The organism is Acinetobacter sp. F-1, assembly GCF_022869025.1.
GTDB classification, from domain to species: domain Bacteria; phylum Pseudomonadota; class Gammaproteobacteria; order Pseudomonadales; family Moraxellaceae; genus Acinetobacter; species Acinetobacter pseudolwoffii.
Genome location: NZ_JAJKFX010000002.1, coordinates 146,514 through 160,123, shown reverse-complemented (window position 1 = coordinate 160,123; position 13,610 = coordinate 146,514). Strand labels below are relative to the sequence as shown.

Annotated in this window: 12 protein-coding genes and 1 pseudogene; 2 read left to right on the top strand and 11 right to left on the bottom strand. The window is 43.4% G+C overall.

The annotated features are described in order from the left end of the window. Positions 1-34: 34 nt before the first annotated feature. The 6 genes from tolB to LOZ91_RS02650 all read right to left on the bottom strand — a co-directional run bounded on the left by tolB (position 35) and on the right by LOZ91_RS02650 (position 6,054). Complete coding sequence (gene tolB / locus LOZ91_RS02675; protein ID WP_171255748.1) at positions 35-1,318, bottom strand: Tol-Pal system beta propeller repeat protein TolB; 1,284 nt, start codon at positions 1,316-1,318, stop codon at positions 35-37. Positions 1,319-1,521: 203 nt separating this feature from the next. Then, positions 1,522-2,859: a cell envelope integrity protein TolA gene (tolA, locus tag LOZ91_RS02670; protein WP_244782623.1), complete on the bottom strand. Its 1,338-nt coding sequence runs from the start codon at positions 2,857-2,859 to the stop codon at positions 1,522-1,524. 3 nt (positions 2,860-2,862) lie between these two features. Further along, complete coding sequence (gene tolR, locus LOZ91_RS02665; RefSeq protein WP_005170046.1) at positions 2,863-3,312, bottom strand: protein TolR; 450 nt, start codon at positions 3,310-3,312, stop codon at positions 2,863-2,865. After that, positions 3,312-4,010: a protein TolQ gene (gene tolQ / locus LOZ91_RS02660; protein ID WP_004279111.1), complete on the bottom strand. Its 699-nt coding sequence runs from the start codon at positions 4,008-4,010 to the stop codon at positions 3,312-3,314. The genes tolR and tolQ overlap by 1 nt, the downstream gene beginning before the upstream one ends. A gap of 26 nt (positions 4,011-4,036) precedes the next feature. Further along, entirely contained in the window at positions 4,037-4,444 is a 408-nt protein-coding gene (ybgC, locus tag LOZ91_RS02655) for a tol-pal system-associated acyl-CoA thioesterase (protein ID WP_004731733.1), read from the bottom strand. A gap of 266 nt (positions 4,445-4,710) precedes the next feature. Further along, positions 4,711-6,054 carry an amidohydrolase gene (locus LOZ91_RS02650; RefSeq protein WP_244782671.1) on the bottom strand — a complete coding sequence of 448 codons (1,344 nt, stop codon included), beginning with the start codon at positions 6,052-6,054 and terminating at the stop codon, positions 4,711-4,713. A 258-nt stretch (positions 6,055-6,312) separates the two neighbouring features. Here LOZ91_RS02650 and LOZ91_RS02645 point away from each other — a divergent pair. Then, a pseudogene (locus tag LOZ91_RS02645) lies at positions 6,313-6,573 on the top strand (acetamidase); the annotation flags it as partial. Positions 6,574-6,768: 195 nt separating this feature from the next. Then, a complete protein-coding gene (locus LOZ91_RS02640; RefSeq protein ID WP_244782622.1) occupies positions 6,769-7,506 on the top strand; it encodes a hypothetical protein in 738 nt (245 codons plus the stop codon). A gap of 13 nt (positions 7,507-7,519) precedes the next feature. On the opposite strand, the gene ruvB is transcribed toward LOZ91_RS02640, so the two are convergent. The 5 genes from ruvB to LOZ91_RS02615 form a co-directional block, all read right to left on the bottom strand. Further along, positions 7,520-8,527: a Holliday junction branch migration DNA helicase RuvB gene (gene ruvB, locus LOZ91_RS02635; protein ID WP_005097600.1), complete on the bottom strand. Its 1,008-nt coding sequence runs from the start codon at positions 8,525-8,527 to the stop codon at positions 7,520-7,522. 222 nt (positions 8,528-8,749) lie between these two features. Continuing rightward, entirely contained in the window at positions 8,750-9,352 is a 603-nt protein-coding gene (gene ruvA / locus LOZ91_RS02630; protein ID WP_005097599.1) for a Holliday junction branch migration protein RuvA, read from the bottom strand. 120 nt (positions 9,353-9,472) lie between these two features. Beyond that, positions 9,473-10,813 carry a deoxyguanosinetriphosphate triphosphohydrolase gene (locus tag LOZ91_RS02625; protein ID WP_005097598.1) on the bottom strand — a complete coding sequence of 447 codons (1,341 nt, stop codon included), beginning with the start codon at positions 10,811-10,813 and terminating at the stop codon, positions 9,473-9,475. A gap of 173 nt (positions 10,814-10,986) precedes the next feature. Then, positions 10,987-11,118 (bottom strand): putative transporter small subunit, encoded by a 132-nt coding sequence (locus tag LOZ91_RS02620; RefSeq protein WP_005097597.1) that lies wholly within the window; start codon positions 11,116-11,118, stop codon positions 10,987-10,989. Between the two features lie 11 nt (positions 11,119-11,129). Continuing rightward, positions 11,130-12,767 carry a hypothetical protein gene (locus LOZ91_RS02615; RefSeq protein ID WP_005170049.1) on the bottom strand — a complete coding sequence of 546 codons (1,638 nt, stop codon included), beginning with the start codon at positions 12,765-12,767 and terminating at the stop codon, positions 11,130-11,132. Positions 12,768-13,610 lie beyond the last annotated feature (843 nt).

Sequence of the window (13,610 nt, the reverse complement as noted above, 5' to 3'; positions counted from 1 at the left end):
ATTATGGGGTAAAAGGTTTATACAGATACCAATGTTATTTTGGTGCCCAAGCCGGTTCACGGACTTCGCCCGTTTCACTTGGCAAGTTCATACGGAAACGACCATCTAGTGACATGATCGACAGAAGTCCGCGCGCGCCTTCACGTGTGGCATACACCACCATCTGGCCATTTGGCGAGAAACTTGGTGATTCGTCTAGAGTTGTTGGCGTCAGAATATTATTTACACCAGAGTTCATGTCTTGAACGGCAACCCGATAGTTACTGCCGCTTGGACGATGAACCAATGCAAGTTTCTTGCCATCTGCGCTCAGCGTACCACGTGCATTAAATGCACCACGGAAGGTCAGACGTTTATTGCTACTTGAAGCGAGATCATGGCGATAAATCTGTGGAGATCCACCACGATCAGAAGTAAAGATAAAGGATTTTCCATCTGGAGCATAACGTGCTTCGGTATCGATCGCACTGTCATTGGTCATACGTTGTAATTGACGTGTTTCCAGATTCATCTGATAGATTTCCGGATTGCCATGCATGGATGCAGTAAACAGCATGCTCTTGCCATCTGGAGAGAAACTTGGTGCGCCATTTAAGCCACGGAAACTGGCCAGTTTTTCGCGTTGTCCTGTGGCCAGATCCTGTACATAAATTGCCGGACGTTTGGTTTCAAACGAGACATAAGCAATTTTTTTGGCATCCGGTGTCCAGGCTGGAGAAAGAATCGGATCACGCGAAGTCAAAATGGTTTTTGGCTGTTCGCCATCGGTATCAGCAATTTGCAAGGTATAACGTTGTTCTGGTGTTGCTGGATTACGCAGTACATAAGCAATACGTCCAGTAAAATCACCTGGAATGCCAGTTAATGCCTGATAGATGGCATCACTGATCATATGCGCTGCCTGACGGGTACGTGAGGCTGGAACAGTTAGTAATTCATTTAATAGATATTGTTTTTTTTCGATATCGTATAACTGATACTGGATTTCAAAAGAACCATCCGCTGTGGTTTTTGATGAACCGGTCACGACATAGGGAACGCCAGCGGATGCCCAAGCTTCTGCATTCGGATTATTTAATGTGGCAGTCGCAGGCAGGTTTTTTGAAGCACTGGTAAATCTGCCTGAACGATTCAAGTCATTTTCAACAATAGGATAGATGCTCTGATCCTGACTGAATGGCACAATGGCGATTTTAGGTGCTGCCTCAGGTGCCTTGGTAATTTCCAGATGCAACTGGGCATAGGACTGAGTTGCCAATACAGGACTTAAAGCGCCAATGATTGCGAGGCAGAGTAGGTGTTTGCGAGTCTTTTCCATCATTCGTTATTTACTCAAATCAACGGATTTATTGTATAGGTAGCTTGGGCTACATCATCGCATGGATTTAATAGAATAAAACCAGGATTTTATGACCAAACTGTTATGACACTGTGAAAAATGAATATTATTTAATCATATTAAAGTGAAGTTTAGCTGAAAAAACCAAGCCATCACCTCAATAATGTGTGATGGCTTGGTTTTTATTGTGCGGTAAAGGTTGATGTAAAACTTCGTGCTTCTCGACGTGCATCTGGATCTGAAGGCATCGGATACGGCGCAGCAGCCCGCACCGCAGCTTCGACACTGGCTTTCATGTCTGCATCACTTGAGTTCACGATGACAGAAACCACACCGCCATTGTCATTCAAGGTCACACGAGCAGTAGCGCGCTGACCTGACGATCCCACTGGGGTATCCCAAGCACGTTTAATTTTATTTTCGAAATCACGTTTTGCAGTAGACGCAATCCGTTTTGATTCCGCTTTTTTCTGAGCAGCTTCTTCAGCGGCCTGTTTGGCTGCTGAAGCCTTGGCATCTGCCTCTGCTTTGGCTTTTGCATCGGCATCTGCCTTACGTTTTGCATCCGCGTCTGCTTTTGCCTTTGCAGCAGCATCGTTTTTGGCTTTTGCATCGGCATCCGCCTTACGTTTTGCATCCGCCTCAGCTTTTGCTTTAGCTGTCGCCTCTGCTTTGGCCTTTGCAGCAGCATCGTTTTTGGCTTTTGCATCGGCATCCGCCTTACGTTTTGCATCCGCCTCAGCTTTTGCTTTAGCTGTCGCCTCTGCTTTGGCTTTTGCATCCGCATCAGCTTTACGTTTCGCCTCCGCATCTGCCTTACGTTTTGCATCCGCGTCAGTTTTTGCTTTAGCTGCCGCCTCAGCTTTGGCTTTTGCATCCGCGTCAGCTTTCGCCTTTGCAGCAGCATCTGCCTTGGCTTTCGCAGCGGCATCGGCTTTTTGTTTGGCGGCCAAATCCGCTTTTTTCTGAGCATCTAATTTGGCTTTCTGTGCAGCGTCCGCTTTACGCTGTGCATCGATTTCAGCCTTACGAGCAGCTTCGGCATCTGCCTTGGATTTTTGTGCTGCCTCCGCTTTTGCTCTGGCTGCTGCCTGTTTCGCCTGTTCGGCAGCTTCGGCACGTTTCGCTGCTTCAGCAGCTTGTTGTACAGCCTTGGCTTGCGCTACCTCTTTGAGTTCCTGCTGGGCTTTTTGTGTATCCACTTTCGGTGCAGGCGGAGCAGCAGGTGTGGCAGGCGCCGCTGTCGGAATGACTGGCGCAGGCTCAGGACTAGGTTCAGCTGTTTGAGTAATTTCTTTTGCGACATTTTCATGTGCAGTTTCCTCAAACGGCGTTTCTTCTCGGGTGACCGGTTTGAGGTCCTCAGGTTTGATCAGGACCGTTTTAATCTGCTTCGGCGGTTCAGGTGGTTTACTCATGCCAAGATAAAGTAAACCCACCAAAGCCACGGCATGGATTCCTAAGGTGAATCCAATCGCGATGGCTTTTTTCTGAAATGGTGGCTTTTTATAATCTTTCATACATTATTCTAATGGCTGGGTCAGTAAACCGACCTGAGATAAACCGGCATCCTGCAGGCTGGACATCAAGGCCATGACATCGCCATAAGGACGGGTATTGTGGCCATTGATCACGACATTCAGCACTTTATTGTCATTTTGTGCCTGTGTTTGCGCTTCAACAAGGGCAGCAGTCAATTCATCCAGCGTGACTGGGCCAGTGGCCTGATTTTTATGTTCTAAATAATATGAACCATCTTCTTTCAAGGTGACAATGGTCGGTGCATCTTTAGATTCAATCGGTAGCCCATTGGCCTGAGGTAGGTCGACCTTGATGCCACTGGTGATCATGGGTGCAGTGACCATAAAGATCACCAGAAGCACCAGCATCACATCAATATAAGGTACGACATTCATGTCACTTTTCAGTGGCTTTTTAATACGCTGAAAGCGTCCTGAACCTTGAATCGCCATTAGTCTTTGTCCTGAGTTATGCCCACGGACTGACGTTGTAGCAGTGCCACCATTTCTTCAGCAAACAGGGCGCGATCAGAGTAAACGGTTTCACCTTTGGCCGTGAAATGGTTAAAGGCCAACACCGCTGGAATAGCTGCGAACAGGCCAATGGCAGTTGCAATCAGGGCTTCAGCAATACCAGGTGCAACCGTCGCCAGCGTCACCTGATCGACATCTGCCAGGCCAATAAAAGCGTTCATGATGCCCCAGACGGTACCGAACAGACCAACATAAGGTGCAACCGAACCAATACTGGCCAAAGCACCGAGTCCTTGCTCCAGATGACCTTGATCACGGCTCAGGCCGACACGCAGAATACGCTCTGTTCCTTCAATGGACTGGGCAGTCGGTGCATGGCGTTTTTTCAGTTTCAGGAACTCACCCAGACCCTGATAGAAAATATCTTCAAGGCCAGTGCGTTTAGAATTGAGCTGGGCATTGTTATACAGGGTATTCAGTTCAGCGCCAGACCAGAAGATTTTCTGGAAATGTTCATCATCGGCCTGGGCTTTTTTATAACTCATATAGAGTCTGGCAATCAGATACCAGCTATATATTGAGGCTAACAGAAGAGAAAGCATCACCAGTTGTACGACAGGGCTTGCTTGTAAAATAAGATCTGAAACTTGAAGAGATGATTCTAACTGAGTCGCCATAGTTGTTACGTGTGCCAATAAATTTTTTAGTCTTGTTCCAATTCTTTTTGAATTAGTTCGCGTATTTCATCCGGGAGTCGACGTGGTCGCATCTCTGCACTGATACATGCCAACTCAACCTCACCCGATGCAAGCATGATTTCACCACGATAAATATTTTGTTGCAATACAAATGATGAAGCTTTACATGAAATCACACGTGCAGTAACAGTAATTAAATCATCCATCAGGATGGGGCGCATATATTTGACATTAATTTTGTGTACCACAAAATTATATTCTGCCTGTTGCCAGTAATGACTGACTCCGGCAGCACGCAGCCATTCGGTACGGGTACGTTCCATATAGCGAATGTGGTTAGCATGGTAGACAATACCACCTAGATCAGTATCTTCAATATATACGCGGATATTGAATTCAAAATGATTCGCCATAGTTTTGTTCCATGCAGATGTTCGAAATTTTTGCTTGTTTTTTGGAGAGAGGAAAATCCTTGAATTTGCCGGATTCCTGTCCAAAGTCAAGCAATTTAGCGGGACAAAGTTTAGCATTTTGAGTTTTGAGACCAATGGCACAAGATGTCAAATCTGGCTAGAAATAGTCAAGAGGAAGCGCAGAGCACCTGATAGCTCATTTATAAAACAGCAGAAGATGATGAAATGCGCGAGCTCATCAACTCGCGCATTTTTATAGCAGGCAATTAACCTTTATTGTTCTGTTTCCAGTTGGCCTGAACCTGTTCAGCCACTTTTGGATAATCCAGAATAAAGCGCACATGACTTTCGACACCGGTTTTTAAGGTCGCATCATCGACAATAAAGTTCGGATTATGGTTTGGCGCGGCTTTAGCCGGATCTTGATCGGCCGGCGTGGCACCGACAAAGACAAACAAGGATGGCATGAGCTGGCCATAGTAAGCAAAGTCTTCACTCGCACTGGCATTATTATCCAAGACATGCAATTTATCTTCACCGTGGACTTTGGCCAGGGTCGGTTGCATCAGCTTGGTCAAAGTTTTGTCATTGGTGGTGACCGGGGCATAAGGCGCAATTTCGACTTTCACCTTGACATCGTTGGCTGCTGCATTGTGTTCTAGCATCTTCGGTAAGTCTTTCAAAAGGCCTTGACGAACGTCTTCGCTATTTGAACGAATGGTTCCCACCATATTGACCTGATCCGGAATCACGTTACCGGTTGTACCACCCTGAATGCTACCAATACTGACCACGCCCATTCCTTTGGTCAGATCCGCTTTACGGCTGATCAAACTTTGCAGATTGGTGACCATCTGGGCAGAGGCATAAATTGGATCTTTTCCTGCCCAAGGCATCGAACCATGAACCTGACTTCCATTGACCTGGATGCGTAAATGATCGGCACTGTTTAAAATGGCACCATCTTTGTAGAAGATATTGCCACTTGGCATACCGGCCATGACATGCATACCGAAAATGACTTCAGGTTTTGGATTTTTCAGGGCGTCGTCCGCAATCATTTTACGCGAACCAATCTGATCGCCTTGGGTAAAGTTATCAATATCTGCACCACCTTCTTCGGCTGGCTGGAACACAAATACCACCGTTCCTGCAATTTTATCTTTGTTGGCGGCCAGAACTTTGGCTGCACCCAGTAACATGGCGGTATGCGCATCATGACCACAGGCATGCATCACATAAGATTCTTTGCCCTGATAAATGGCTTTTTGTTTGCTGGCGAATGATACCGGTGCAGTTTCCTTAATTGGTAATGCATCCATATCTGCACGCAATGCCATGACCGGGCCGGGTTTACCACCTTTTAGTACACCGATCACACCCGTTTTGGCATAACCTTTTCGTACTTCAATCCCATAGGATTTTAATTCTTTTTGAACCAGTTCCGAGGTTTTAAATTCCATATTCCCCAGCTCAGGATATTGATGAATATGCTGGCGTAATTTTATGGTGTGCGCTTCAGCCGTTTGTACAGAATCATCAATCCAGTCGGCCAGACTGAGTTGGCTACAGAAAAGAAGAGGAAGACAAAGGGAAATCTGCTTATACATATTCATACTTGGGGAGAACCTTAAGAATTTTAAATGGTTAAAGTGATTCTCTAGGATTGCATATTGATTTAAATTTGACCAAAACTCTCTAAGTATTATGATAATACCTTTAAGGTATATTGCTTGTTAGACCTTGTTCTAAAAGAGCTTTATGAATACTTTTACATTGTAAAATTATGTACCCTTATTTATTTTCTATATGCTAAAGGTATCAAAATTATCAATAAGACAAAATAAAAACAAATATCAAAAATAGATCAGGACAAGATTCCGCGACAATCATTAACGCAACCTTTGGGCGAAAATGATGAGTTGTGGATTACTCTAGGTTTAGATGAAGACTTAGACGAAGCCATGCGTAAATCGACACGCGAAGCAATCCGTTTTTTGGTCAATGAATACGGAATTTCAGAAGAAATTGCTTATGCATATTTAAGTGCTGCAACGGATTTTAAAGTATCGCAAGTGGTAGATAAAACCAAAGGTATTCACGCGATGATTCGTAAAGCGGACTTTTAGGAGTTTAAGAAAAAAGAGAAGTAATTTTTTTATTTAGTTTTTTGTTTTGTGCTTTTGCCAACTGATTTAGACATGTCAGTTGGCTTTTTCTTTTGTAATGGTTTGAAAATTTTTAGAATATCAATAATAAAAATTTATTGAAATGAAATGGGGAAATTGTGGCAGAGCAGAATAATAATGCAGTGATGATTTCAATTGCCATGGACAGTGCCACAGCAGCCTTTTGATCAAACGGCAAGTGTTGTAGAGAATCCAAATAGAAAGATGGAGCTTGATCTCAATCATTCGACAGATACGACAGCAATTTCATCATTTACTTTATCTGTCATTATTGCGCTTATTTTAGGTAGTTTCGCAACTTGGCTTGCTTATTGGTATGGACGTAAGAGTTTTCAACTCACAGAACTATCTTTTAAAGTAGTAAGTGAAGATATTAAAGAAGCAGCAGAATCTCATAGAAATATGACTAAACAACTTATAGAAAGTCAAGAAAATTTAAAAAGAGTTGAATTACAAGAAGAATTTTATAGAGGTTGGAAACTTAAGTTAATAGACGATCTTGCTGTATTGAAACCATTAGTGCATAAATACATTACATTGTTAGGCTCTGTAGCTTTAGTACTAAATGATGTGAAAGACTGGTTCAAAAATAATGAATACGAAGATATGCGTTCAGAATTAAAGAGTTTAGAAGATGATATATTCCCTTTAATAGCTCGTATTAGTACTCATTTAAAAATATTAGTAGAGGAAGATCATGAATTAGTATCTGAATGGGACGAATTTGAGCGTTATCTCACTCAGCTACAAATCATGTGTATTACCGCGGTAATTGATAAAGAAGGTATTGCTGATAGTTTCAAAGCTCTAAACATTGTAGTAGATTCTCTTATTCAAAATTTGAAATCTATATTCAATAAAAAAGCAGCCTAAGCTGCTTTTTGAATCACTTTTCTTTTGGCTCAGGTGGTGTCAATCCAAACTGTAAATAGGCCATATTGGTGGCAATACGGCCACGTGCAGTACGCATCACATAACCTTGCTGAATCAAATATGGTTCAATCACATCTTCCAGCGTACCAGAATCTTCTGCCATGGCAGCAGCCAACGCTTCAACACCAGCAGGGCCACCATCAAAACGTTCTAATAACATCGATAGATAACGGCGGTCTAAAGTATCTAAACCATCTTTATCGACTTTGAGCATGTCCAAAGCACGTTGCGCCATATCCTGATTAATTTCACCAGTGCCTTTGACCTGAGCATAGTCACGTACACGACGCAATAAGCGGTTGGCAATACGCGGTGTACCCCGTGAGCGACGGGCAATTTCTTTTGCGCCATCACCGGTCATGGGTACATCCATCAAATTGGCTGAACGTTTGACAATGTGGGTCAAATCTTCAACTGAATAAAATTCTAAACGCTGTACGATGCCGAAACGGTCACGCAAAGGAGAGGTAAGCAGACCTGCACGTGTGGTTGCTGCAACCAGGGTAAAGGGTGGCAAATCCAGTTTGATTGATCGTGCAGCAGGCCCTTCGCCAATCATGATGTCGAGCTGGTAGTCTTCCATCGCTGGATAGAGAATTTCCTCAATCACCGGTGAAAGACGGTGGATCTCATCAATGAACAGGACATCACCTTCTTCCAGATTGGTCAGCATGGCGGCCAAATCACCGGCACGTTCTAGCACCGGACCTGAAGTCGACTTAAGATTACCGCCCATTTCGCGGGCAATAATATTCGCCAGCGTGGTTTTACCCAGGCCGGGCGGGCCAAAAATCAATGTATGATCCAGCGCTTCTTCACGGCCACGGGCGGCACCAATAAAGATTTCCATTTGCTCTCGAACCACAGGCTGACCAATATAGTCATCGAGTGAGGTTGGACGGATGGCACGATCAAAATGATCTTCTGGTTTTTCAGAACCACTGATGAGACGGTCTTGCATATCTTTTGAGTTAATCTCTATGGTTTATTTGAGGTGAATAAAGTCATAGCCTCAAAATGCTTTAACAATTCGTATGCCATTGTGCAGGCATGCTCTTACTTTTGACAGGGCAAAAGTAACAAAACCCTTTGCAAAAATAATGGCACATCCTATGCCATATTTCTGCGGCAGCATCCATGCTGCCTTCTCATCTTCATTTTGCAGCGAATATTTAAATCAGTATTAACGATTCATCGATTTTAATGCGGCACGAATAATGTCGCTGGCTTCAGTGTAATCTGCTTTAACCGCATTAATCAGTTTTTGCGCTTCAGCAGGTTTATAACCCAAAGACTGTAATGCAGCTTCTGCTTCAGCCACGGCTGAATTGCCCATAAACTGAATCTGTGGTGCAGTTGAATTGCTTGGCGCAGCACCTGAAGCCATGGCTTTAAAACGGTCACGTAATTCAATCATTAAACGTTCAGCGGTTTTTTTACCGACACCGGGAACTTTGACCAAGGTATTCACATCTTCATTTTCAACGGTATGAATCAGCATTTCCACACTTAAAGTCGAAAGAATACCCAAGGCCATTTTGGGACCCACGCCGTTGACTTTGAGTAAGGTGCGGAAAATGGTTTTTTCCTGAGCATTGATAAAGCCATACAGCAACTGTGCATCTTCACGCACGGCCAGATGGGTCCAGAGTGTGACTTGTTGTCCTTTTTGCAGCTGGCAGAAAGTCGTCAGCGGCGTATCAATTTCATAACCGACGCCATTTACATTTAACAGTACGGTGGGTGCTTCTAAAGCCAGTACTTCACCAATCAGACATCCAATCATCTTTTATCATCACTAAATTCAGTTTTGCTGCATAGTAGTCAGCATTTTCCGGAAAGGCAAAATCTGCCGCTGTAAAATAGATGATTTTATTACAATCATCCTCCCATACAGCAGAATATTTTATAACAATCCGGCTTTATTGCCTTGTAATTCCTGCGACAGGTTATAAGCCTGATGATCAGAAAATTTCGAAACAATATCCAGCACCTGCATGATATTGTCATAATGGCTGGCGCTAAAATTCGCCCCTGAACGTTGCAGAATCGACATCAAGCGCTGTTCTTTAAAACTCAGGTTTTTATGCGGCGTTGTTAAGGGAATAAAGGCATCCAGAATATTTTGCAAACATTGATGCGCGATAATTTCCAGTCCTGCTTTTTGCGGATGCTCAAAAATTTTATCCCGTGCCAGTTCTTTGGCGCGATTAATCCCGATTTCAATGTCCGCAGTACAATATTGCAATAAAGTACCTTGTAACTGACCCGATAAAATCTGGTCATGATGACGGGCAAAAGCCGTTGTCACTTCATCGACCAGACGTTTCATGACCCGACCACGCAAGGCGGCAATTTTTTGCTGCCAGGTGGTATTGCTCATGGCGATTTCAGAAGGAATACCATAATCACCGAGCAGATTTAAAAAGACCGGCTCAACTTCGTCATAACTGAGCATATTCAGGCTAATACCATCTTCAAGGTCAATCAGGGCATAACAGATATCATCAGCCGCTTCGAGCAGATAGGTCAGTGGATGACGGCAGTAATGATATTCAGCTAACTGAATCAGTCCGAGTTGTTCTGCAATCTGCTTTAAAATCTCTTTCTCGGCCTGATAGCAGCCAAACTTGGCCCGATTGCTGGCAGGTAAATCGACTTGAGATGCCATGGTTTTTGACAGCCACGGATATTTTAAATAAGCCCCTAACGTGGCATAAGTCAAACGCATGCCGCCATCATTGGGATGGTAATCGATTTTGGTCAACAGGCGTAGACCTTGGGCATTGCCTTCAAACTGACGTACATCGGCTTCTTGTTCAGGACTGAGATCTTTTAAAAAATCGGTATGCGATGCATCGTCGAACCATTCTCGAATGGCATATTCACCGGCATGGCCAAAAGGGGGATTACCAATATCATGTGCCAGACAGGCAGCCTGAATAATGGCACCGACATCGGCCGGGGAAATCCAGGGCGGTAACTGATCTTTTATTTTCTCTGCGGCCAGCATCCCGAGTGAACGCCCAATACAGGACACTTCAAGTGAATGTGTGAGTCGTGTATGAATACCATCGTGCTGGGTTAAAGGGTGAACCTGAGTTTTACGGTTCAGCTGGCGGAAACTTTGTGAAAAAATAATACGGTCATAATCTTTGTGGAACGGGCTACGTGCCAGTTCAGTACTTTGCTTTTTACTACCAATCCGAACTGTCGAAAGCAGCTCTAACCAACGCATTTGAGTCATTTATCATTATTCAATTCTTTGCTAAGTGCATCATGCCAAAAAAGTAGCAACAGCACTAGAGTGCTGCGACATGAATTGTCGGAACAAACAAAACTCTGTGGAAATTTCAGCTGAACAATCGCTATAAAAAAACAGGTCATATCGACCTGTTTTTATCTCATGATAGAAGTGGACTAAAGCAAATCTTCACCACTGATCTTGGCTTCCTGGATGTCTTTATAGACCCCCATGCAAATGACGAACAAAATCATCGTCGCCACCAATGGCCAAAAAAGTACATATAGGGTCATAAATTGACTACTCATCTGAAATCTCCTTATTTACTTTTCTCAGATACCTGGTGAAATTCAATCACCATCTTATTGATTTGTTTAAAATCAAATCGTTCTTTGCTATTCATTAAAGTCAGTACTGTACAGACAATGGCGCTGCTGCCGTAGGCGGTCAGGGAACTCAATAGCGTGCCATAATCACGCAGGAAGCCGATGGTCCATGGAAGGAAGCCGATACTGGCCAGAATACCGACCACCAGGCCGACTTTCTTGCCAAAGAAGCCAAAGCTCATCAGACCCAGTACCACACCAATACCGATGGTGGCCATAAGCTCAAAACTGAGTGCGATCAGACCCTGAATTGGCAGCCATTCAAATCGAACCACCAGAAAGCTTAAAAATGCGATACCGACAGACCAGTTAAAGGCACGGGCATTGACCTTGTCCCAGTACAGGCTGGCAATCACCGGGAATACGATGGCACCCCAGAGTGCACCGACGAAAATCAGCATCGCTAGAATGTCGAATTTAAGCGTGGCAATTAAAATACCGAGCATGGTGGCTACAATCATGGTCATCCGGCCAATAAACAGCATCTTCTTCGGATCAGGACGATTTTTAGCAATCTGTTTGCCATAAATATCGGTCATTACGATGGCAGACAGGGCAGATAAATCCGAATCCGCCGTTGACGAAAGCGCGCCAATCACCATGACAAAGAGTAAGGCTACCATAAATGGAGACAGATACGTTGCTGCCATTTGTGGAATCAGGTTGTTCAGGTTGCCATCAATCGGCTGAATACCGGCAAATAGCGCCAATAATCCGAGCATTCCCAAACCGACGACAATCGCGGCATAACCGATGGTTGCAGTAATGAAGCTGGGTTTGATCAAGTCTTTACGCACTGCAAACAGGCGTTGGGCGATGGTCTGGTTACCAATCGCATAAGCCAGTACCGCCACAAAAAATGGTGCACCCTGTTCTAAAAATGCGGTTTTCGAAAAGAAATCCAGTTGTTCCGGTTGCAGATTATGCATGCCGGTCTGGAACAGTGAGGGGCCGCCCAGGGTGAAAAATAGCGTCGGAATAATGATCACTGCCGCCACAATCATGGCGACCAGTTGACCAAAGTCGGTAAATACCGAGGAGCGGAAACCTGACCATAAAGTATAGGACAGGACGCCAATTCCGGTAATCAAGACCCCATGGATAAAGCTGAGGGGAGACAGAATTTCAACCAGCGCACCTGCTGCGGTAAAGTTTACCATCAGACTGATCACGCTCCCGACAATGTTGGAGCCTGCCAGAATCATCTGGCTCTGGTTACCATGCCGTGCATGCATGATTTCTGCCAAAGTGTGTGCATTGGGTGCCAGGTCGCGGAAACGTTTGCCGAATGGGTAGATAAATAAAATCATCAGTGCACCCCACAAACCATAGTGTAAGGCACCGGAAACACCGTATTTATATCCGGACGAAGCTGCTGCATAAAATGAAGCGGCCCAGATCCAGGTGGCGGTCATACTGGCCGCAGACATTCCAAATCCGATGGAGCCATTCGAGACCATATATCCATCGACATTTTCATTTTTTTGCTTAATGCGTAACGACAATAGAAAGGTGATGCCATAGAAAAGCACCATCAATAGTACAGTTGCTGTACTAGTGAATTGAAACATACATACTCCTTAAGCGGGTCACCTTTTGTTTTTGAAAATTAAATCATTGGCAACAGATTAAGGCTCTAGATTAGACAGAGCAGTGAAGCTACAGAAAATAAAAAAACCAGCGTCTGAATATCAATTGGATATTCATATCTGCAGCAGAAAAGAGGATGATTCATGCGTCCTGAATGTGGACATTTCCTCAGCAATTGGCGTAGAGGTTAACATAAAATCATCAAATTTACTGATGAAGTCATTAATTATGTAGATTCTTTGCTGATATAAGGCTATTTTTGATTTCAACATCTTATCAAATATAGATTTGTTGTTTCTATATTTTTATAGGAATTACAGGTATTTATTGCATGGTTTTTTATTAGAATAAAGATGGATGTCAGTCAGAAAATGAAAAAGTAACAAAATTTTAATATTGCTTATTTTCTTCATTATGAGTAGTGATTTTTTTAATAATAGCCTAAAAAACTTTCATTAATTCATGTCTGATGATGCTTATATATTCTGAATTTTTGCATAAGAATAGAGACCGAGAATCAGTTTGAATTTAAGCTGTATATTTTCAATTGATTAGCTTGAAAATAACCTATTTCATAGAGGTAAAATAAGAAATTTTTAAATAAATTTGCTAAGTCAATATATTAATAACAAGAGGCTTAATATCCTGGAAATTTATTTGCTAAAATAGATCTATTAATTTTAAGTTTAGCTCTTTATTAGAAACTATGATTGAGGCTTATATGTGAGATTCAGGTATCTTTAAATAGAGCTCAGATATTAAGATGAGTGAGCGGGATAATCTGGGCTACCGGATATTATTGAAAGTTGATTGAAGCAGGCGAT